The sequence below is a fragment of the Peptoniphilus equinus genome (genome assembly GCF_027921445.1).
Taxonomy (GTDB): Bacteria; Bacillota; Clostridia; order Tissierellales; family Peptoniphilaceae; genus Peptoniphilus; species Peptoniphilus equinus.
On record NZ_CP115667.1, the window covers coordinates 557,453 to 580,294 of the forward strand.

18 protein-coding genes and 1 other annotated feature are annotated in these 22,842 nt (G+C 47.1%); of the genes, 14 read left to right on the forward strand and 4 right to left on the reverse strand.

From position 1 onward, the window contains the following. Positions 1–124: 124 nt before the first annotated feature. The gene (locus O6R05_RS02800; protein WP_271192286.1) at positions 125–2,059 is read left to right on the forward strand and encodes an acyl-CoA dehydrogenase family protein; all 1,935 of its coding nucleotides are present in this window, start codon (positions 125–127) and stop codon (positions 2,057–2,059) included. Between the two features lie 24 nt (positions 2,060–2,083). Continuing rightward, positions 2,084–3,325 carry an FprA family A-type flavoprotein gene (locus tag O6R05_RS02805; RefSeq protein WP_271192023.1) on the forward strand — a complete coding sequence of 414 codons (1,242 nt, stop codon included), beginning with the start codon at positions 2,084–2,086 and terminating at the stop codon, positions 3,323–3,325. Positions 3,326–3,452: 127 nt separating this feature from the next. Here the strand turns inward: O6R05_RS02805 and O6R05_RS02810 are convergent, their stop codons facing one another. Together O6R05_RS02810 and O6R05_RS02815 are read right to left on the reverse strand one after the other, a co-directional pair. Continuing rightward, positions 3,453–5,252, reverse strand: coding sequence for a zinc-ribbon domain-containing protein (locus O6R05_RS02810; RefSeq protein ID WP_271192024.1), 1,800 nt, complete (start codon positions 5,250–5,252; stop codon positions 3,453–3,455). Positions 5,253–5,378: 126 nt separating this feature from the next. Next, positions 5,379–5,657 carry a hypothetical protein gene (locus O6R05_RS02815; RefSeq protein WP_271192025.1) on the reverse strand — a complete coding sequence of 93 codons (279 nt, stop codon included), beginning with the start codon at positions 5,655–5,657 and terminating at the stop codon, positions 5,379–5,381. A gap of 169 nt (positions 5,658–5,826) precedes the next feature. Here O6R05_RS02815 and dnaX point away from each other — a divergent pair, with 169 nt between their 5' ends. The 9 genes from dnaX to O6R05_RS02860 all read left to right on the forward strand — a co-directional run bounded on the left by dnaX (position 5,827) and on the right by O6R05_RS02860 (position 17,475). Further along, positions 5,827–7,482 (forward strand): DNA polymerase III subunit gamma/tau, encoded by a 1,656-nt coding sequence (gene dnaX / locus O6R05_RS02820; protein ID WP_271192026.1) that lies wholly within the window; start codon positions 5,827–5,829, stop codon positions 7,480–7,482. A 9-nt stretch (positions 7,483–7,491) separates the two neighbouring features. Then, entirely contained in the window at positions 7,492–7,830 is a 339-nt protein-coding gene (locus O6R05_RS02825; protein WP_271192027.1) for a YbaB/EbfC family nucleoid-associated protein, read from the forward strand. A gap of 1 nt (position 7,831) precedes the next feature. Further along, positions 7,832–8,434, forward strand: coding sequence for a recombination mediator RecR (recR, locus tag O6R05_RS02830; protein WP_271192028.1), 603 nt, complete (start codon positions 7,832–7,834; stop codon positions 8,432–8,434). 91 nt (positions 8,435–8,525) lie between these two features. Next, positions 8,526–10,556: an ATP-dependent zinc metalloprotease FtsH gene (gene ftsH, locus O6R05_RS02835; protein ID WP_390904738.1), complete on the forward strand. Its 2,031-nt coding sequence runs from the start codon at positions 8,526–8,528 to the stop codon at positions 10,554–10,556. Beyond that, positions 10,537–11,697: an NAD(P)-dependent malic enzyme gene (locus tag O6R05_RS02840; protein WP_271192029.1), complete on the forward strand. Its 1,161-nt coding sequence runs from the start codon at positions 10,537–10,539 to the stop codon at positions 11,695–11,697. Before ftsH ends, O6R05_RS02840 begins: the two co-directional genes overlap by 20 nt. A gap of 187 nt (positions 11,698–11,884) precedes the next feature. Continuing rightward, on the forward strand, positions 11,885–12,736 hold the full coding sequence (locus tag O6R05_RS02845) for a pirin family protein (RefSeq protein ID WP_271192030.1): 852 nt from the start codon (positions 11,885–11,887) through the stop codon (positions 12,734–12,736). Then, a complete protein-coding gene (locus tag O6R05_RS02850) occupies positions 12,723–13,001 on the forward strand; it encodes a GNAT family N-acetyltransferase (protein ID WP_271192031.1) in 279 nt (92 codons plus the stop codon). Before O6R05_RS02845 ends, O6R05_RS02850 begins: the two co-directional genes overlap by 14 nt. 118 nt (positions 13,002–13,119) lie before the next feature. Beyond that, positions 13,120–13,278 (forward strand) — a binding site (T-box leader). A 31-nt stretch (positions 13,279–13,309) separates the two neighbouring features. Further along, positions 13,310–14,599 (forward strand): serine--tRNA ligase, encoded by a 1,290-nt coding sequence (serS, locus tag O6R05_RS02855; protein WP_271192032.1) that lies wholly within the window; start codon positions 13,310–13,312, stop codon positions 14,597–14,599. 128 nt (positions 14,600–14,727) lie between these two features. Continuing rightward, complete coding sequence (locus tag O6R05_RS02860) at positions 14,728–17,475, forward strand: cation-translocating P-type ATPase (RefSeq protein WP_271192033.1); 2,748 nt, start codon at positions 14,728–14,730, stop codon at positions 17,473–17,475. Positions 17,476–17,525: 50 nt separating this feature from the next. Here the strand turns inward: O6R05_RS02860 and O6R05_RS02865 are convergent, their stop codons facing one another. After that, positions 17,526–19,214 carry a vWA domain-containing protein gene (locus O6R05_RS02865; protein ID WP_271192034.1) on the reverse strand — a complete coding sequence of 563 codons (1,689 nt, stop codon included), beginning with the start codon at positions 19,212–19,214 and terminating at the stop codon, positions 17,526–17,528. After that, the gene (locus tag O6R05_RS02870) at positions 19,207–20,118 is read right to left on the reverse strand and encodes an AAA family ATPase (RefSeq protein WP_271192035.1); all 912 of its coding nucleotides are present in this window, start codon (positions 20,116–20,118) and stop codon (positions 19,207–19,209) included. The genes O6R05_RS02865 and O6R05_RS02870 overlap by 8 nt, the downstream gene beginning before the upstream one ends. Positions 20,119–20,281: 163 nt before the next feature. Between O6R05_RS02870 and O6R05_RS02875 the strand changes: the two genes are divergently transcribed. The 3 genes from O6R05_RS02875 to O6R05_RS02885 all read left to right on the forward strand — a co-directional run bounded on the left by O6R05_RS02875 (position 20,282) and on the right by O6R05_RS02885 (position 22,841). Further along, positions 20,282–20,944: an S-layer homology domain-containing protein gene (locus O6R05_RS02875; RefSeq protein ID WP_271192036.1), complete on the forward strand. Its 663-nt coding sequence runs from the start codon at positions 20,282–20,284 to the stop codon at positions 20,942–20,944. 66 nt (positions 20,945–21,010) lie between these two features. Next, positions 21,011–22,033, forward strand: coding sequence for a hypothetical protein (locus O6R05_RS02880; protein ID WP_271192037.1), 1,023 nt, complete (start codon positions 21,011–21,013; stop codon positions 22,031–22,033). Beyond that, the gene (locus O6R05_RS02885; protein ID WP_271192038.1) at positions 22,026–22,841 is read left to right on the forward strand and encodes a mechanosensitive ion channel family protein; all 816 of its coding nucleotides are present in this window, start codon (positions 22,026–22,028) and stop codon (positions 22,839–22,841) included. Before O6R05_RS02880 ends, O6R05_RS02885 begins: the two co-directional genes overlap by 8 nt. The last annotated feature ends 1 nt before the right edge of the window (position 22,842 follow it).

The following is a 22,842-nucleotide window of genomic DNA, read 5'->3' on the forward strand; positions in this document are numbered from 1 at the left end:
AGAACTTGGGAATGGAGCCGTCGCAGACACGAAGGATGACTCAACAACGGCGTCTGCCGGTGCAACGAAACCATTGGACTCCCATTCACCCGTTAAGGATCAACATCAACAAGGAGGAACAACGATGTTATTTAAAACATCTGAAAAATACGAAGAGCTTCGTAAAGCGATTCGTGAATTTGCAGAAACAGAAGTTAAACCCATTGCATTTCAATTGGATCAAAACAATGAATTCCCGCATGATATCGTCAAGATGATGGGCGAACACGGCTGGATGGGTATTCCATACGCTCAAGAGTACGGCGGAGCCGGAAGTGACGCACTTGCCTATGCCATTGCTGTTGAAGAGTTATCCCGTGTTGATGGCGGTGTGGGCGTTATTTTGTCTGCCCACACCTCATTGGGTTCCTATCCAATTGAAGCTTTCGGTACTGAAGAACAAAAGCAAAAATACTTAGTTCCACTTGCCAGCGGCGAAAAACTCGGCGCATTCGGACTGACCGAACCTGAAGCGGGCTCCGATGCAGGTGGCACACAAACCACAGCAGAGCTCGATGGTGATTATTATATCTTAAACGGTAATAAGATTTTTATCACCAACGCACCTGAAGCGGATACTTATGTTGTCTTTGCCGTCACTACACCGGGCATCGGTACGAAAGGTATTTCTGCATTTATCGTTGAAAAGGGATGGGAAGGTTTCTCTTTCGGCGATCCATACGACAAGTTGGGCATTCGCTCTTCCAAGACTGCAGAACTTATCTTTGACAATGTGAAAGTACCTAAGGAAAACCTCCTGGGTCAAGAAGGTCAAGGTTTCAGAATTGCAATGCAAACCCTTGATGGCGGTCGTATCGGTATCGCGGCGCAAGCACTGGGTATTGCTCAAGGTGCTTATGAAGCGGCACTGCAATATTCAAAAGAGCGTGTACAATTCGGCAGACCAATTTCACAACTTCAATCCATTCAATTTAAATTTGCGGACATGGCAACCAAACTTCGCTGTGCACGTTTCCTGATTTACTCTGCAGCTGAACTGAAATCCAACCACGAACCATACGGCATGGAAGCTGCTATGGCTAAGATGTATGCATCAGATATCGCACTGGAAGTTACCAACGACGCCCTTCAAATTCACGGCGGCAACGGTTACCTCAAAGGTATGGAAGTTGAACGCTTCTATAGAGATGCTAAGATTACTACCATTTATGAAGGCACCAATGAAATCCAACGTGTGGTTATCGGTTCGTATCTGATTCCACGTCCAAAGTCCAATAAAAAAGCTAAAAAAGCTGTAGCTGCAAAGCCGGAAGCACCTATCACAGGCGAAAGAAAACGCCAGATGATTAAAGCTGACACTCCGAAAGAAGCGGTAGATGAACTGCTAGCTGCACTGAAGAAAGACGGCTATGACTTCACTGTAGGCATTGATGTGGATACGCCGATCGTCGAAGCTGAACGCGTTATCTCTGTCGGTAAAGGTATTGGCGGCAAAGAAAATATGGAACTTGCTCGTGAGACGGCGAAAGCTTTCGGCGGCGCACTTGGCAGTTCCCGTCCGGTTGCTGAAACCATGAAATTACTTCCTTTGGAACGTTACGTCGGGATGTCCGGTCAAAAATTTAAAGGCAACCTGTATGTAGCTTTCGGTATCTCCGGTGCGAGCCAACATCTTAAAGGTATTAAGGATGCAGCAACCATTGTAGCTGTCAACAAGAATGCCAACGCACCAATTTTTAAAAACGCTGACTATGGTATCGTGGGCGATATGCTTGAAATCATGCCGCTGATTATCGAAGCTCTGGGCACAGAAGGCAAAGGTGAAGCACCTGAATTCAAACGAGTACGTCGTTCGAAACCTAGAAAACTTGCCCCAACTCACGGTGTTTATGTATGTACCGGATGCGGTTACGAATACGTTCCGGATCTAGGGGATCCTGAAGGGGAAATCGAACCGGGAACCACTTTTGAAGCACTTCCTGATTCTTGGATTTGCCCTGAATGTCAAAAAGAAAAATCACAATTTGTTAAAGAAGAATTCCCTAAAGACCGTCAATAAGGCCTAAAGGTTTGGAGGTAATTTATGTATACAGTTAGAAATGTCACCGAAGATCTGTACTGGGTAGGGGTGAACGACCACAAAACTACTCTTTTTGAAAATATCTTTCCGATTCCGGAAGGTGTTTCCTATAATTCCTATCTGCTTTTGGACGAAAAAACTGCACTGTTCGATACAGTAGATTGGCAATTTGCGCGTGAATTTGTAAGAAATGTTGAAGCCACCCTCGATGGACGCGACCTTGATTACTTGGTTATTCACCACATGGAACCGGATCATGCCGGAACCATTGAAGAAATCTGCCTGCGCTATCCGAACGTTAAAGTAGCGTCCAGTGAACAAGCCTTTGAAATGATGAACCAATTCGGTTTCAAGCGCATTGAAGGCCATGAACAAATTATTTTAAAAGAAGGCGACACATTAAGCTTCGGTAAACACACCAATGCCTTTGTAGAAGCACCAATGGTACACTGGCCTGAAGTTCTGGTATCTCTTGATGTGACTGACGGCGTGCTCTTTGCAGCTGATGCCTTTGGTACGTTCGGGGCTTTGGACGGCAAGCTTTTTAACGATGAGTTGAATTTTGAAGGCGACTTCTTGGCACCGATGAGAAAATACTACACCAACATTGTCGGTAAGTACGGTCCATTCGTTCAAGACGTGCTCAAAAAAGCGGCAGGTCTTCCAATTAAAATGATTTGCTCCCTCCACGGTCCGGTTTGGAGAACCAACCTCGACTATATCATCGGGAAATATGATACCTGGTCGAAGTACGAGCCGGAAGAAGAAGGTGTTATGATTGCGTATGCATCCATGTACGGCAACACCGAATATGCAGCTCAAGCTTTGGCTTCTGAACTTTGCAGAAAAGGTATGACCAAAGTGGTTCTTCACGACGTATCAACGACAGACGTGGCGGATCTTATTGCAGATACATTCAGATTCTCTCACTTAGTGCTGGCTTCTGTCACTTACAACTTAGGTATTTATCCTAAGATGAAAGATTTTATCAATGACCTTGAAGCTCTTAACGTACAAAATAGAACTGTCGGAATCATTGAAAACGGCACTTGGGCTTGTACAGTAGGCGACAAGATGGAAGATTATGTGGATGAAAACTTAAAGCTTGTCGATGTTCTTGGCGATCGCGTCACGGTGAACTCTTCTTTGAACGTGGCAAACAGAAATGATATGGAATCTTTGGCAGATGCCATCATCGAATCTATGGCAAAGAATAGAGAGCTTAAGGAAAAACTGACTCACTAAAAAAGCTAAGTCATTAAATAAAAAAGAGACCTTCGGGTCTCTTTTTTTATATAAACCCTCGTGTTTTGCGTGGGAAGCACGATGACGGTGTTGATGCGACAAAAAAACCCGCCTTAGGCGGGTTGAGTCATACCAAAATATCAGTGAGCATAAATATAATTTTGGCGGTGAATTCAAAAATAAAAAACAGAATGCCGTACCAACCGATAAATTCTAACTTGTTCTTGTCGTGAATGGTGCTTCGGTATTGAATCAGGCCGACGAGGGTCGACAGGATCAAGATGACCACCGTGGCAACGGGCAAGGCAGTAAGTGCCGAGAGCGGTGTAAAGCCTAAAAATCCCTGCCAGGGCGACAGAACGAACATGATAAGACAAGCAGCTTCACAGATGAGATAGTTCACTGCACTATGTTTTTTCAGTTCGTCGACAGTGGTATCAATCCAAGCTTTGTCTACCGCAACGCTCAGGGGTAGATAAAATTGAAAAATGCGAATAGCAACTTTTACCACGGCAAGAACGATGAGCAGTATCGAGATGTGATTGAGTGTCGTCATGCTCAGAGCTACCGGGATCACACTGCCAAGCATGGCAAGTCCCAAAGCGGTATTTGTGGCTAACGGATTCAGTTTATCAATAAGTTTGGCAACTCCCTCCACAAGGAACTCAGGTAAAGCAGGAAGTAGCGACACCTTAGATGGTGACGGCGTTGCTGTTGTCTGAGAAACTGTAGATGGTTTTGCATCAGTCACAGCGTGTTCGGGTTGGGAATCCGAAGGCCTTTCGAGATCCGGTTGAACATGTGGCGCGACGACACCCTTTGGTAGTAACGTATGTTGGGCAAGATTTACCGGACGTGGATTCGATATCGATGGGGATACGGGTGTCACATCGGCTTTTGGAGTCACCACTAATGTGTCGGTCTGGGCTTTGTTGCTCGGACTATTCGCACCTGTCTTTGAAGCTGTCAGGTGTTTTGACGGCGTGGTCGCGTTGTCCTTAGCTGTGGCAGTGTTGAACGTTGCATCAGCTTTGTCCGTGGCGGCCAACTTTTTTGAAAATTTCGATGTGAATTTTTCCTTTAAAGAGACCTTGGGAGTCGTCTTTTCAGATGGTGTGGGAGACGGAGACGTCTGTTGTGTCGCCGCTTCTTTTTCCAGTTCTGCATTCACGAGTTCCGTAAAGCTCTTGTAGTCGTAGTGGTATTTGTCCGCTTCAAAATTATGGGACACTTGCGACGTGGTGTTTGTAGCAGGCTTCGTGTCAAGAGGCAGGTCTTTGGGAGCGTCATGAGCGTCTGTATCAGGCGTGAATGAGGAGAAGATGGAATATTCATCGTCATCTTCATTAATAAAGTCTTTAAAGCGAGCCTTCAAAGACTTTTTCTCTTTGGGCGTCGTATCAGAAGATGGTGCAGCCTTTGACGTATCGGCCTGTGGTGTGACGGAGCCGGTAGTCGCCTTATCGTTAGGTCGTGACACCTTTTTATCGACAGGACTTGTCTGATGATTCGATGACGACGCGTCGGGCACGTTCTTTTCCTTTTTATCAGGCAGCGTGTCGTTGCGTTTGAAGTCTAAATCCTGAGCTCTAAAATCGGATGCCTTGTCGCTTAAATCTTGTGGTACCTTGACATTCGACGTTTTAGGGCCGATGACCTGATCGCTGTGAGCGCCGTATTTTTCATAGTTGGAAATATTTTTAGCAATTTTTTCATCGACAGCTTTTAAAATGTCTTTTAAGTCATTGGTATTGTCAATGGCCGACAGGTTTTTCACCGGGGTGAATGTCTGTGTTGTGTCATTTGCCGGCGATATTTGCTGTTTATGTTCGACAACGGTCAGCACCACATTTTTTAGATTGTGGCCACAGTTGGGACAGAAGTTATCCGTGTCTTGAATTTTAAAACCGCAGTTCGGGCAATACATTTTATCACCTCATTTTCTATCTTATTATAGCATACTAATAATACGTTTAAGTAGGAGGAAGACAACAAAAAAGTGCAGAAAAAAAGGGAAGCCTTTAAGCCTCCCTTACTATGCAACTGACAAAGCTTATTTTGCTTCTTCTGTAGTGGTTTCAGTTGTAGTAGTAGTGTTTCCGTCTGCGTTTTCTTCAGTTGTAGTTTCAGTAGTTTCAGTGGTTTCACCATCTGTAGTTTCAGTGGTTTCAGTTGTAGTTTCAGTAGTTTCTTCAACTGGAGCGTTAGTAGTTTCAGTAGTTTCAGTAGTAGTAGTTTCAGTAGTAGTAGTGTTTTGTTGACCACATGCTACAAGACCGAACATCATTACACCGATAGTTGCTACGCTTACTGCTTTTCTAAGATTTGTCATTTGAATATACCTCCTAAATTTGTATGGTCCTATAATACCCATGCTATGTGTAAATTATGTGTTAACTACGTTAAATCAGTACGAAAACTTATTGACATATCATCCGACTCGTATTTTCATACTAATTCAAGGGTCAAGCTATGGTATAATTTTGTATTAGGAGGCAAGTATGTATCAAGCGTTATATCGTAAATATCGATCCAAGACCTTTGACGAGCTCGTTGGTCAGGATTCTATTACTCATGCATTGAAAAATCAGGTGGTGCGGGGCGACTTTTCCCATGCCTATTTGTTCTCCGGCACACGGGGGACAGGGAAGACTTCGGCGGCGAAAATTTTAGCTCGTGCGGTGAACTGTCTCAACCCTCAGTCCGGCAATCCCTGCAATGAATGTGAGGCTTGTCGCAGTATTCTTGCCGATCGCGTGATGGATGTAGTGGAAATGGATGCGGCGTCCAACAATGGCGTGGACGACATTCGTGAACTCAAAGACAGGGTGGTCTATCCGCCTCAGAATTTAAAATACAAAGTCTACATTATCGATGAAGTCCATATGCTCTCCAAAGGGGCATTTAATGCTCTCTTAAAAATTTTGGAGGAGCCGCCACATCATTTGATCTTCATCCTGGCGACCACAGAGCCGGAGAAGATTCCGGCGACGATTCTTTCAAGACTTCAGCGCTATCACTTCAAGCGTATCGGCATGACGGACATTGTGGCCAATCTTCGCGCCATTGCTCAACAGGAAAATCGACGCATCGACGATGAGGTGTTGGCTTTGGTGGCTCAAAATGCTGATGGGGCAATGCGTGACGCCCTCTCCATTATGGATCAGCTTTTTTCTTTTGATGGACATATCACCTATGAGATTGCCATTGAGATACTCGGTATCGCAGGACACGATGCCCTCTTCGAGCTCAGTGACGGCATTCTTATGCGTAATCTCACACAAGTGATGGATGTGCTGCGTGAGCTCTATGACTTGGGCAAAGATATGAGTGTGCTGTTTGGCGATCTAATTTCTCATTTTCGCAATGTTCTGGTCATCGGTGCGACGGAAGACGGATCTCTTATCAATGGTCCCGGAAGCGAGCGTTATTTGCATCAAGCGAGGCTCACTACGCCGGAGCGGCTTATCGATATTATTCGCACGTTAACCGATGCCTATGGCGATGTGCGCTATGCGATGGATAAGCGTATCGTTATGGAAATGTGCTGTATTGAACTTTGTACACGACAAGAGCGTGCGGGACAAAGTGTCAATGAAACGCATGTCGCATCGTCTGCTGAACCGATAGTGCAGCAAAGACCGGAGGTAAGATCTGGGGCTGAGCCACGTGGCGAAACGCCGCAACCGGTCACGGAGGTTTCGACGGCATCGGATACTGACGTGTTTTATGAGAACGATATGTTGCCTGCAGATGAAGCACATCCCGCCGAATCGCAAACGCCGCCGAGCGCTGAGAATACGACGGCAGATATGACAGCACAGGTGACGACAGCTGACTTTAAGGCCAAATGGCCAGAGGTCATCGCAAGTCTTAAACGCAACAACAAGATGAGCACTGCCGTGTTATTGGATAAAGTTCGGGATTTGAAAATCGAGCATACCACGGCAATTTTAATCTTTGATGTTGCCGACCAAACCTTTTATAATATAAGTAATCGTCCGGATAACATTAAGGCTATTCAAACGGCTGTGGATGAACATTTCGAAGGACTGGAGCTTCGTGTGCAGATGGTCGATATCAACGGCACGGGGGCGCTGATGAACAAGCTCATGGATTTGGTGGGCGAAGACAATATAGAAATTATTGAAAATTAGGAGGCTATTATGGCAAAAGGACGTGGAGGATTTCCCGGTGGCGGAAATATGAACAACATGATGAAACAAATGCAAAAAATCCAAAAACAAATGGAGGATTTGCAAACTAATTTAAAAGCACAGGAAGTGGAAGCTTCGTCCGGTGGCGGTGCAGTTACAGCCGTGGTGAATGGGAACAAAGAACTGTTAAAAATCAAGCTGGATCCTGAAGTGGTTGATCCTGATGATGTGGAAATGCTGGAAGACCTTATTGTGGCGGCTGTTGGTGAAGCGATGCGTGTTGCTGACGACAAAGTCAATTCAGAAATGGGAAAGATCACCGGCGGTTTGAATATTCCGGGACTGTAATATGGCGCGGCGTGCACAATCGATTGATGCGCTGATTGCAGCGTTGAATCATTTGCCGGGCATTGGCACCAAGACGGCACAGCGTCTTGCTTATCATATCATCGATATGGATGAGGGGGATGTGGCACATTTGGCGAGCACCATTGTGGACGCCAAACACACCGTTAAAAAATGCCGCGTGTGTCAAAATTTTACCGATGAGGAGCTTTGTGATATTTGCCGGGATCCTACTCGAGATCGAAGCACAATTTGTGTGGTGGAATTCCCCAAAGATGTGGAAGCCCTCGAGCGCTCTCACGGCTATCATGGTCTTTATCACGTGCTCCATGGCGTCATTTCGCCATCGAAGGGCAAGAGTGCCGAGGATATTTCCATTGACGAGCTTTTTGAACGCCTGAGGACGGAGGATATTCGTGAGATTATTCTCGCCACGAATCCCACAGGGGATGGCGAGACGACAGCGCTATACCTCTCCGGACTCTTAAAAAACTTTGATCTTCAAGTGAGCCGTATAGGCTACGGTTTGCCTGTGGGCGGCGATCTGGAGTTCTATGATGAAGTCACTATTTCCACAGCTCTTGAAAATCGACGTATACTCAAATAAGTCAGGCTCAAGTCTGGCTTTTTTTACGTGGTCTTTACTAATCGTATAAGTTGGGTACTAATACACTATAAATTAGAAATGGAGGGAAGAAATGCCAAATAATTCTTCCGAAAATAAAAACAAGAAAGGACAGGGACCGCTTCCAGGACCAAATAATATCTATTATATTCTGGCCATTCTGGCAGTCCTTCTCGTGCCTTTTATCACGCGCATGATCAACCCTAAGGACGAGTCCGTAGCGACCCTATCCTACGATCAACTGGTAGAGAAAGTGAATCAACAGGAGGTCAAGGAGGTCAGCGTTCAGGATAAGAAATACACGTTCACTTTAAAGTCTGACGACGATCAAACGTATGTGACCAACCGTATGGAAAATGATGAAGGCTTGATTAATTCCATGATTGAACGGGGCGTGAAAGTGAATCGGGATTTTCCTATTGAAATTCCACCAGTACTGAGTATGCTCTTGTCTTTCCTTTACACCTTCCTCATGCTGGGACTGTTATACTTCATCTTTGCCAAATTTGTCATGAAAAAATTTGGCGGCGGTGTCGGGCCGATGAGCTTCGGCAAGTCCAATGCCAAAATTTATCAGGAGTCTACTGACGGCATCACATTCCAAAATGTGGCTGGCCAAGATGAAGCAAAAGAAGCGCTCACCGAAATTGTTGATTTTCTCCATCAGCCGAAGAAGTACACGCAAATCGGTGCAAGGCTTCCGAAAGGCGCTTTGCTCGTCGGCCCTCCGGGAACAGGGAAAACTCTCCTTGCCAAAGCCGTTGCAGGGGAGGCCAAAGTGCCGTTTTTCTCCATCAGCGGATCAGAGTTTGTGGAGATGTTTGTCGGTCTTGGTGCGGCTAAAGTTCGTGATCTGTTTAAACAGGCTCATGAAAAAGCGCCATGTATCATCTTTATTGATGAGATTGATACCATCGGTAAAAAACGTGATGGGGCAGGCTTTGGAGGCAACGATGAACGTGAACAAACTTTAAACCAGCTCCTTTCTGAAATGGACGGGTTTGAAGGTAATGACGGCGTCGTTATCTTGGCTGCGACCAACCGTCCTGAATCCTTGGACCCGGCACTGCTTCGTCCGGGGCGTTTCGACCGACGGGTGCCGGTGGAACTGCCGGATCTTGCAGGACGGGAAGCCATTTTAAAAGTTCATGCCAAAGACATTAAAAAGGAACCGGAGATTGACTTTAATCAAATTGCACGTGCCACTGCCGGTGCAAGCGGTGCGGATCTTGCCAATATGATCAATGAAGGTGCGCTAAGAGCCGTGCGGGAAGGCCGCCACGTGATGAGTCAGCGGGATGTGGAAGAGTCGGTGGAAGTTGTTCTCGCCGGTTATGAGCGAAAGAATGCTGTAATTTCACCACGAGAAAAAGAAATCATCGCCTATCACGAAGTGGGTCATGCCCTTGTGGCGGCGAAGCAGGCAGGTTCTGCACCGGTGCACAAGATTACCATCGTACCTCGCACTTCAGGGGCACTGGGATACACGATGCAAGTTGACGAAGAGGAAAAGTTCCTCATGTCTAAAGAGGATCTCTTCAATCAAATCGTCACCTTAACCGGGGGACGCAGTGCTGAAGAGCTGATCTTTAATTCCCGGACCACCGGTGCGTCCAACGATATTGAAAAAGCCACACGCATTGCCAAAGCCATGATTACACGTTTTGGCATGAGTGATGAATTCGGGTTTGTGGCTATGGAGCAACAGACTAACAAGTATCTCGGCGGCGATTCGTCGATCAGCATCTCCGAAACCAAACAAAGCGAGGTGGATGATGCAGTTTATGCTCTGATTGAGAAAGCGCATGAAACTGCCATTAACATTTTAAAAGACAACATCGATGTGCTTCACAATATTGCTCGGTATTTGTTAAAGGAAGAAACTATTACCGGTGAGCAGTTTATGGATATTTTAAATCGCCATGATTGTGTGAGTACCGATCAGGCGGCTCTGTACACAGATGATGCAGATGTAGCCGATACAGCAAGTGAGTCGACAGACCGGGCGCCTCATACAGGCGATTTTTCAGAGGACAGAGCGACTCAAATAATAGATATTAACGACACCAATGACGGAGGGAACCATGACAGCTCACAATCTTAATCAAGAATCACTGGATTTACACAGACAACATCAAGGCAAACTGGAAGTCGTCCCTAAAGTGGGCGTGAGTTCGTCTCACGATTTGTCTATTGCCTATACACCGGGTGTGGCGGCAGTATCCAAGCTTCTATCTGAAGAGCCGGATGCGGCGTATGACTATTCCATTAAGGGCAACACGGTGCTCGTCGTGACGGATGGTTCCGCGGTCCTCGGTCTTGGGAATATCGGACCTCTTGGCGGACTTCCGGTTATGGAAGGCAAATGTGCTCTGTTTAAAGCTTTTGCCGGTGTCAATGCCTTTCCTATTTGTTTGGATACACAAGACACGGAAGAAATTATTGAAACCATTGAACGGATTGCGCCGGTCTTTGGTGGCGTGAATTTGGAGGACATCGGTGCACCACGCTGTTTTGAAATTGAAGAGCGTTTAAAAGCGTCTTTGGATATTCCGGTGTTCCACGACGACCAACACGGCACGGCCATTGTTGTGTTGGCGGCGACCTTGAACGCACTGAAAGTCGTTGGTAAAAATCTGGCTGATGTGAAGATTGTTATGAGTGGTGCAGGGGCGGCGGGATGTGCCATTGCCCAACTCCTCTTTGATGCCGGTGCAACGGATATTGTCATGGCCAACAGCCGAGGGATCATTCACCCGAAAACCAATCCGCCGAAGACGCGGCCGGAGCTTTTTGCTATGACCAATAAAGAAGGACTTCAAGGAGAATTGGCTAACGCCATGAATGGCGCGGATGTCTTTATCGGGGTCTCCGGTCCGAATCTGGTCACCAAAGACATGGTGCGCTCTATGGATAAACCTATTGTGCTTGCCATGGCCAATCCGGATCCTGAAATTATGCCTCAAGATGCGTTGGATGCCGGCGCCTATGTCGTGGGAACCGGCCGCAGTGACTTTCCAAATCAAGTGAATAACGTCTTAGTGTTCCCCGGTATTTTTAAAGGAGCCCTACGCATTCGTGCCAAGTCCATCACCACGAAGATGAAGCTTGCTTGTGCCTATGCCATTGCCAATATGGTGGAAGAACCGGTGGCGGCACACATTCTTCCGGATGCATTTGATCCGGCGGTGGCGGAAGCCGTGGCCATCGCGGTGGAGGAAATGTGTAGTGACGAGGATAAATAATGGTGAAAAGATCTCTGAAAAGAGGTCTTTTTTTTGTGGGAAGACTTTTAAATCGGCCAAGTAATTACAAAAAATAAGAAGATTATGTTTAGGAATTGTGATTGGAGGTATAAGTAGTAAGACAGCTGAGTCATTGACTTGGCACGATACTTGATGAGTAAAGCACAAGACTGCACAGGAGGGTGTTATGAACAGAAAAATTATAGATAAAGTACAGGGCTTTCGCACCAAAGACGGCGCAGGGGTGAGTTTAGTCAGAGTCCTCTCGAATCAAACTGTGATGACCTATGATCCGATTTTAATGCTGGACTCTTTTGATTCGACGGACCCTGATGACTATATTGCAGGATTCCCGTTCCATCCCCATCGCGGTATTGAAACTATATCCTATTTGGTCAAGGGGAAGATGATTCATGCGGATTCCATGGGAAATACCGATGCCATTAGTGACGGTGAAGTTCAGTGGATGACTGCGGGAAGCGGCATTATGCATGAGGAGAAGTTGCCGCCTGCGGAGCGTATGCTCGGTGTGCAGCTTTGGCTGAATCTTGCAAAAAAAGATAAGATGACCCATCCTAAATATCATGCGATTAAGCATGACGATATCCAAAAGATTGATATTGGTGTTGGCACGCTGAATCTTTTGGTCGGCAATTACAAAGACGCCAGTGGATATCAAGCGGAGTATCAACCGCTGGACTACTATGATATCGAGCTTCGCCCCAATGTTACATTTGAACTCGATGTCGACCCTGACAAATCCATCATGCTCTTCACACTTCTCGGAAAAGTCAAAGTGGGAGGAGAAGAGGTGGCTGAAAAGACTGCCGTCAAACTGTCAGAGGGAGACCGCATTGTGATTGAATCTATGGATGAAGCGACACATCTGCTCTTTATGAGCTCCGATCGTTTGAGAGAACCTATTGCCTGGGGCGGCCCTATCGTCATGAATACTCGTGACGCACTGATGAATGCTTTTGATGAATTAGAAAATGGTACCTTTATCAAGGAAGGAATTGACTATCATGATAACAATTAAATTTGAACGAAATAAAGGTCGAGCAGCAGCATATGACAGTGATAAGATAATAGGCGAGAGTACCTTTTCCGATTCAAAAAATCTTTGGATTATCGATCATACTACCGTGGAAGATGGATATACCGGACAGGGGATTGCTAAACAACTGGTTGAGGCCATTGTTGATGCAGCTCGCCAAGAAGGTATTCAATTGACCGCCACTTGTCCGTATGCATTAAAGCTCTTTAGCAAGTCTCATGACTATGATGATGTGCTTTTGAGATAACTTGAAGCATTTTAATTCGCAGATCGCATTATCCTTAGTTCTTTGTTGTATCCTATTTGGTAGAGCCTATTTATAATTTGAAAAATCAGATGCTATATTATATAATAGGTCACAAGTTTATAAAACGATGAAGAGGAGCAGTAAATCAGAGGATCCTGAAGAGAGCTTGCGGGTGGTGAGAGCAAGTGGAAAATCGGATTGAATCCGCCTCGGAGTTTTGATTTGAAAGTGAGCTTCGGCTAAATTGGGTGGCAACGCGGGTCCTCTCGTCCCTTTGTGGATGGGAGGCCTTTTTATTAGGAGGACTTATGATTGACATTAAATTTTTAAGAGAGAACCCTGAAACGGTCAAGGATAATATTCGCAAAAAGTTCCAAGATGACAAACTGTCTCTTGTGGATGAGGTGATTGTTTTGGATGAAAAACTTCGGGAGAATAAGACTCGAGGTGATGAACTTCGTGCTAAACGAAACAAGACGTCCAAGGAAATTGGTGCACTTATGGGGCAAAAGAAGTTTGACGAAGCGGAAGCTGCCAAGGCGGCTGTTAAAGCGATCAATGACGAGCTCGTTGCCATTGAAGACAACACCAAGACCTATGAGGATAAAGTGCGTGAGATCATGATGGTGATTCCGCAAATTATGGATCCTTCGGTGCCAATCGGTAAAGACGACGCTGAAAACGTGGAAGTGGAACGCTTTGGTGAACCTTTGGTGCCGGATTTCGAGGTGCCGTATCACGTGGATATTATGAATACCTTTAACGGCATTGATTTGGATGCTGCAAGAGATACGTCCGGTGCCGGTTTTTATTACCTGAAAGGTGACATTGCAAGACTTCACTCTGCCATTTTATCCTATGCCCGCGACTTTATGATTGATCGCGGCTATGAGTACCACATTCCGCCGTATATGATTCGCTCTGCAGTGGTCAACGGGGTTATGAGTTTCTCTGAAATGGAAAATATGATGTATAAAATTGAAGGTGAAGACCTCTATCTCATCGGTACGTCGGAGCACTCGATGATTGGGAAATTTATCAATTCCTTGACCGACGAAGCTGATATGCCGCTGCGCATGACATCCTACTCACCTTGCTTTAGAAAAGAAGTGGGCGCTCACGGCATTGAAGAACGTGGCGTGTATCGCATTCATCAATTTGAAAAGCAGGAGATGGTCATTATTTGCAAGCCGGAAGATTCTATGACTTTTTACAACGAGTTATGGAAGAATACCGTGGACTTTTTCCGTTCCTTAGAGATTCCTGTACGGACTCTGGAATGCTGCTCCGGAGACCTCGCGGATCTGAAGGTGAAGTCGGTCGATGTGGAAGCCTGGTCGCCGCGTCAAAAGAAGTACTTTGAAGTGGGATCCTGCTCCAATCTCGGCGATGCACAGGCACGCCGCTTGAACATTCGTCTTCGTGGAGAAAACGGCAATTATCTGGCTCACACTTTGAACAACACCGTAGTCGCACCGCCACGGATGTTGATTGCCTTCCTTGAGAACCTGCTTCAAGCTGACGGCAGTGTGCGCATTCCACAGCCGTTGCAAATGTATATGGGTGGCAAGGATAAAATTGTTCCCAAGACAAAATAAGTGAAGAGACCTCAGGGTCTCTTTCTTCATGATACAGGCAGGGCATAATGTGGGAATTATTTTCCTAAATGTGACGCTTTAGTCTGTGAATTAGGGTATAAGTGCCTTATTGAAGGAGGGAAAAAGATTTGGAATGGTATAACAAATCTGAAAGTCAGATTTTTGAAGAGTTACAAACTTCGAAGGAAGGTTTGTCATCGGCGGAGGCGGCAGCTCGTTTGGATAAGTATGGCACCAATGAGCTGGCCCGTGAAGCCAAGACACCTTTTATCAAAAAAGTGATTGCACAAATTATCGACCCGATGATTCTCATTCTCATCGGAGCCAGTATCGTCTCTGCGGTGATGGGGGAAGTGGTCGATGCCGTTATTATTATTGCTATTGTTATCGTCAATACGATCTTATCGCTGTACCAGGAAGGTAAAGCGGAACAGGCTATTGAAGCCCTGCAGAAGATGAGCTCGCCGAAGGCCAGTGTTATCCGTGACGGCAAACAAATGCAGCTGGATTCGACACAGTTGGTACCCGGAGACTATGTGGTTTTGGAAACGGGGGATATCATTCCGGCGGATATGCGCCTTATTGAATCGGCTAACTTAAAGATTGACGAGTCGTCACTCACAGGTGAATCGGTGCCGGTAGAAAAAGACGGTACTCGCACGTATGATGGTGTGATGGAAATTGGCGATCGGGAAAACTACGCCTATTCGTCCACCATCGTCGCTTACGGTCGCGGTGCGGGCGTGGTCACCACCACCGGCGGCGAGACGGAAATTGGTCGCATTGCCAAGTCCATCAGTGCCACCGACAACGAGCAGACACCGCTTCAAAAGCGTTTGGCCAATCTGTCCAAGCTCTTGGGTATGCTTGTTATCATCATCTGTATTCTCGTTCTCGTGGTCGGCATGCTTCGCGGCCACGAGTTTGTAGAAATGTTTATGACCGCAATTTCTCTTGCCGTGGCGGCGGTACCGGAAGGACTTCCGGCCATCGTCACCATTGTCCTCTCCCTTGGCATGGGTAAGATGGCTGAGCGCAACGCCATTGTTAAAAAGCTTCTCGCCGTGGAAACTTTGGGGACCACTACGGTAATCTGTTCCGATAAAACCGGGACTTTAACACAAAATGAAATGACTGTCACGAAAGTCTACGCTGACGGTAAGGTCTACAATGTCACCGGCACCGGGTACAAACCTGAAGGGGACATTGAAGAACAGGACGCCGGCAAAGTGGACGTGACAACGATCGGAGCATTGGAACGACTCACTCACGTAGCAGGTCTGACCAATGATGCGAAACTCACTGAAGATGACGGGGAATGGGGGATCCTCGGCGACCCGACGGAAGGGGCGCTGCTGACCCTCGCTGAAAAAGCAGGCTTTGGCATCAAGGATTTAAATCAGAATTATAATCGTGTCAATGAGTTGCCTTTTGACTCCGATCGGAAGATGATGACCACGTTCCATGACGGGTATACCGAATCCTCGGTGGTCTCTTTTACCAAAGGAGCGCCGGACATTGTCCTCTCCAAGTGTAATCGTATTTTACAGGACGGCAAAGAAGTGCCGCTCACCGATGAGCTGAAAGACAATGTGATGCACTACAATTCGCTGTTCGCACAAGACGCCCTTCGTGTCCTGTCCTTTGCCTATAGAGAGTGGGACAGTGTGCCGGATGAACTGGACACTGAGCACGTGGAAAACGACATGGTCTTTATCGGTCTGACCGGAATGATTGATCCGGCACGTCCGGAAGCCAAAGTGGCCATTGCGGAATGTAAGACGGCAGGCATTACACCGATTATGATCACAGGCGACCACTTGGAAACCGGCTATGCCATTGCAAAAGAATTGGGCATTGCCACAGATGTATCTCAAGCTATTATGGGTCGAGAACTCAACGCCCTTTCTGCTGAAGAGTTAAGAGAAGTGGTCAAAGAGAAACGTGTCTATACTCGTGTCTCTCCTGAAAATAAGGTGCAAATTGTCACTGCGTTAAAAGAACTGGGACACATTGCGGCTATGACCGGGGATGGTGTCAATGACGCACCGGCGATTAAACGGGCGGATATCGGGATTGCCATGGGTATTACAGGGACTGACGTGGCGAAGAACACGGCGGAAGTCATCCTCACCGATGACAACTTTGCAACCATCGTCAATGCTGTCGAAGAAGGCCGTGCCATCTATTCGAATATCAAGAAGTTTGTGGCTTACCTCTTATCCTGTAACCTGGGTGAAGTGTTTATTATTTTCATCGCCATCCTCATGGGTATTCCTGTACCGCTCCTACCGATTCAGCTGCTGTGGCTGAATCTTGTGTCAGACTCCTTCCCTGCACTGGCTCTCGGTGTGGAAAAGGGCGATGCGGACGTTATGACCGAACCGCCTCGCGATCCGGAGGAACCCCTCTTGGATAACGAGATTAAACTCACCGTGGCCATTCAGTCTATAGCCATTACCGTGGCGACCTTGGGCGCTTATTATATAGGTCTTCATTGGTTTGGTAACGACGGCGTGGGTCTTACTCAAGCGAGAACGATGGCCTTTACCACCTTGGTTTGGGCCGAGCTTCTGAGAGCTTTCTCAGCTCGCTCGATCAAAGATACAGTCTTTACCATCGGACTTTTCACCAATACGCGTTTGGTTCAGGCCTTCCTAGTGTCTTTCGGGTTGGTGCTTGTCGTTCTTGTCATTGAACCGTTACGAGATATCTTCAAACTCCACACCCTACCGATGACAGCGTGGGGCGTGGTAGTTGTCGCAGCATTGATTCCGCTGGTGCTCGGGGAACTTCAAAAGCTCATTCGCTTCAATAAGACGCACCATCATACTGCAGATCCGGATGCAAGTTTTGATCTCAGACACAATAAGTAATAAAAAACCTCTTTCACTGACGAAAGAGGTTTTTTTATGTCATGTTTAAATTAGTTCATCTCCAACGTCCGCTCGGCAATGAGTTTAAAGAAGATGCCCACAATGTGATGAAACCGTTTAATATCGGTGATGTAGGCAAAGTCGGCGCCAAAGATTTTTCGCTCCGTTTCCAAGTCGTCATCAAATCCCGTGAACACGCCGAGAGTGAAAATACCTTCCAGGCGAGAACGCAGGACTTGGTTGAAGGCGTCATATGTGGCGTCGTCGTCCACGTAGTTGGCCACACCCAAGTCGCTCATGCCCACCAGGCCGAGGTCCGTCTCATCGTTAGGTTTACCGTCGGAGAGGACAATGAGAAAGCGGCGTGTGGCGTGATTGTTTAAAATAAGGTGACGCATGAGTGAGACGGCCAGACCGTCTCGATTACTGCCTGAGGTTTGAAAGCTGAAAATCTCCTGATTTTTCTGGCGGACATCGTGGTAGTCCCGATAGACTTTTAAAATCATGTGGTCAAAGAAATTGTTGTAACCCACCACACGTGTAGGAATGTGCAGATCGCTTAAGGCTTCGGCAATAATATAGGCTTCCGTGGCAATAAGTTCCGTGCGGACATTTTGAGAGGCGGACGCATCGAGAAGAATATCAACGGTAATGTTGCCGTTGTCGTCGTAGTGCTGTCGTTCAAAGACTTTGTTGTCCGACGTGTAAAGCGTCTTCCAAACTTTGTCAGCTCTCAGTGTGCCAGAAGTTGAGGAAGAGGCGTAATTGTCAGCATTCTTTACAAGGGATTGCTTTAGCATTTCCTTCAGATTGGTCACGGCACGGGTGTAGTGGAGGCGGTCGGCATCATAGTAGGTGCGGTTCGAGGCCGTGACTTCCGCCATACGCTCTGCATAAAAAGAATGAGGGTTGTCATGGACGAAGTCGGTAAAGTAGAGCTTGACGTTGTCGTGAATGCCGATACATAGCTCCTTCTCCAGCTTGGACAAGGTGTGTCGGGAGAGGGTGGGTTTGCCATAGCGGCGGCGTACCACATCCCGGTAGTCTTTGCCCGCGCTTTTAATGCTCACTTCGTCTTTGATGACGGCGATGTCGTCGTAGAGTTGTGAGGTGAATTCGGCGGACTCAATGGTGAATTTTTCCAAATCCGCCACATCAATAGTCTTGGCATCCACTTTGGTCTTAAAGGCGGAGGGTTTCGGGGTCTTGGCCGACTGCACCACGGTCTTTAGGGCGTCGGACTCGGGCATGGTGTTGTAGATGTGAAAATAGGTGGCATAGAGGCGCTTTAAGGTGCTTAAGAGTTCGAACGTGTCGGTGATGTGCACCGCCTCGATATCACGAAGGAGCGCGTCCAACGTGCCAGTTGCAATGCGCGGACCTTTCAGCTCGTGGTGGAAGTACGCTCGCTTCAATTCCTCGGCAATGTTCTTCGGTGCAACATAGTCAAAGTGGTGGCGAAGCTCGCGGATGTAGTCGTCAAAGAAATCCCGGGTGCCAGGCCTTTGGGCAAAAAGACGCTCGCGCAAGGTGTGGTCCAATACTAACAGGGCAATGGCTTCCAGATCATCAAAGTTGTTATAGCGGCGGTGCAGCTCCATAAAACGATGAAGGTGTGTACCGCTGAAGACCTTGCGGCCCATGCCGATCAGCGCCAGTTCATAGGGGGCGAGGTGGTTGTCGTAGAGGTCAATCGTGTAGTCTTCGGACACCGTCCAGACCAGATTCGTCTCACGCATGGAAAAGATCCTGAGCGGTTAAGCTTTTACTAAAAAGGGTGGCATAGACGTCCATGACAAGCTCCTTTTCATAGCTGTCAAAGGTCTTGTCCATGATGCCCATCTCCATTGCCGAGACCATGGGAAGTCCGACTTCCATCAGGCCGATGGCATTTAACAAGCCTCGCAGGTCGATGGCCTTTGAAGAAATTTCAGCATTTAAGCTCTTCTTCTCAATGTCTAAAAAGAACTGACTGAAGCGCTGAATGTACTCATCGTTGAGGCGAGTCTTTTCCTTTAAAATAAGCTCCAAATTCTCTTTGGTGATGGTGGGCATATGAATGACCATAAATCGGGAGACCAGTGCTTCATTGAGGTCCCGTGTGCCGATGTAGCCATGATTCATAGTGCCGATAAAGCGTGTAGCCGGGTGGAGTTTGAGTTTGCCGTAGCCGGAGACATCGAGGATGCGCCGGTAGTCCAAGGCGGAGTGCACCACCGAGAGGGCTTCGTTCTTTGCCATATTGATTTCATCAAAAACGCCGAAGCCGCCGGCCTCGCCACAGGCATACACCGGCCCCTTTTTCAACGTGACCTCGCCGCCTTTAAAGGTATCGGAGCCGATCAGCGATGCCGCATCGGTATTGACATTCAGAGAAATGGTCCACAGGGGCCGTCCGAAGAGCGTTGCAAGATTTTCTGACAGGACATTTTTGCCGGTGGCCTTGGGACCGCTTAACAGCAGGTGATTGCCTCCCAAGATACCGGCGATGGCCTTTTCCCAAACCTCTTTGCCATAGTAGGTAAAGCGTACTTCGGGGATGCGATCGTCCGCCTCGGGAAGATACGTGTTTCGAAACTGTGTAATGCCATCTAATAATTGAGGGTCAACCCCTTGTTGTCTAAGTGATTCAAATAAATTCATGTTTCCTCCTAATGGAATAAATATACCACAAGTGGCGGGTGCTCACACAATATTTAGTGGTTTGTGACAGGAATGTTACAGCAGAGGTACAATTTGTAACACAATAGTAAAATCGGTTGTCGCCCCACCATGGTACAATAAAGTCATGAAAGGGTGAGTGACTATGCATAGATTGAAACAGTGTATGCTTTTTGCTCTACTCTCTATTGTACTGTTCACAACGTCAAACGCCGAAGCCAAAGTGTTCAGCGATACACGTGGCCACTGGGCGGCAAGCTATATCGATCAAATGAGTGACAAAGGATTTTTTGCGGGCTACGCCAACAACACGTTTCGTCCAGATGATTTGATGAGTCGTGTCGAATTTTACGCTTTGATCAATGCCATGGCCGGACTGAATAAGACCCATACCGTGACCTTTGAAGATGTATCCACCTCCGATTGGTATTACACCGAAGTGGCAAAAGCCATTAAGTCCGGATACTTAACGCCGACAACAGGTCGTCTCAATCCCAACAATCCCATTGCAAGGCAAGATGTGATGGCGATTATCGGCTATATGTACAAGCTGACACCATCGAAGGGTTCCATATCTCAGTTTTCCGACAGCGGTAAAGTCAATGCCTCCAACGCCGGATATGTGGGAGCTCTGGTCAAGCTTGGCGTGGTCAGTGGGAACGGGTCCATGCTGTATCCGAACAACGGTATCACCAGAGCGGAAGTGGCGAAGATTCTCTTCACTATGATGGATAAATATGGACTCCCACAAGAGAGAGTGGTTGCAGACAGCAAGATTAAGTTTGGAAGTCGAAGTTTATACAATTAAGAGCTCCTATGAGCTCTTTTTTTGTTGTAACGGAAACGCCATGGTATAATACTCTTCGGAGGCAATATGAAAAGTGGAAAACTTCTTGCCGGAGCAGTGCTTGCGGCAATATTACTGATATTTTTATACTACCGTACCACCGGCGAGCGGACGGTGGCTTACGTGACGGATTTGACCGTCACCGACAGTGCCGAGAGTTTTCATCTCTCAAGCGGCGGCAGTATGGTCTTTGACGGTGCGCTGTACATACTCAACAGAGACGGTGAGCTGATCAAGACCGTGAGCGATGAAAAAGTGGACTATCGGGCCTTCTTTGCAAACAACTTTGCCTTTCTCTATGATCCTAAGACCGGACGAGTCAGTCAGTATAAGGACACTGGAGAATTTATACGCACCGTCACCTTAAACGACACCCTTTTTGATGTGACCTATCGAGACGGAACGCTCCTCTTGCATACTGTTCACGACGGCGGTGAACGACTGCTCAGCCTTGGGGTTCAGGGAGGGCCGGAAGTGCTCTACGAGACTGCCAACGCCATTGTGGCTTTTGATCTCAAAGACTTGAAAAATTTTACCGTGTGTGAACTCAAGGTGGAGACCAACGGATACCGGACCGTTGTGCGTCACATTCAAAATGGCAAGAGCAACAACCAGGAGATGACATCGGAAGTGGCGCTCAAGTGTAACTATGTTGGCGATGAACTCATTGTTCTCACCAACAAGCACATCTACCATCTCGGGGCACAGACGACCTCGGTAGACATTCCAAATCCTTCGGATATGCTCGTGATGGATCGAAATATTTATCTCTTGCACTCGGGCATCTTGACTAAGTACAATATGAATTTAAAGGAACTTCAAAAAAATATTGTGGCAGCGAACATCACCCACCTGCAAAATATATCCGGGTCAGTCTATGGCTATTCCAAGACAGATATTGCCGGCAATTTGATGAAGGCCGACACCTTTTATTTTCGACTGCCTAAAGAAATGGAAGCCATCGAGTTCCAAGGTCTACGGATCGGCACGCTGGAAGACGGCGTGGTGAGTATCTACGAAATTACTGACGAGGAGGCAACCCGTGAATGAAATTCAAAAAATTGTAATGGCAATGCCGTTTTTCGCTGTAGCATTCAAACCCTTGAGTATTATTCTGGTCTTTTTGGCGGGATTTCTTCTATTGAAAGCCTTGAACAAGTTAGTCATAAACAAAATTCGTGCCCATGGTGAAAATGGCGTGGTCAGTCCGCGGCTGTACACGCTGATCACCCTCTTTAATAAGATTTTACGTCTCATTGTCATCTTTATCTGTCTGACCATCGCTTTGGACATTTTAGGCATCAATACCGCATCCATTTTGGCCACGGTGGGGATCGGCTCTCTGGCGCTGTCTTTCGGTGCTCAGGCACTGGTCAAAGACTGCATCAACGGCTTTTTTATCATCCTTGAGAATCAATATTCTGTGGGAGATTCGGTGGTCATTCGGGACAAGGAAGGGATCATTGAAGAGGTGAGCATTCGCACCACCACCTTAAGAGACTTCGACGGTTCCAAACACATCATCCCCAACGGTACCATCGATCTTGTGAGCAACAAGCAACGAGGTGCCATGCGGGCGAAGATTATCGTGCCTGTGGCAAACACGGAAGATCCTGATCGTGTCCTGGAGATTTTAACTACGGGTCTCAACGACTTCAGCTATGACGGCCTGGAAGGTCAGCCGCAGGTTTGGGGTGTGACCAACAACACACGGGACGCTTATGAGATTACCGTCGTCGCCTATGCCAGGGCGGGTCTGCAATTTGATTTGGACTACAGCTTGCGGCAAACTATCGTTCAGCTCTTTAATCGCAACGATATTCAGTCGCCAATGACGAAATATAATGAAGTGAGGTAGC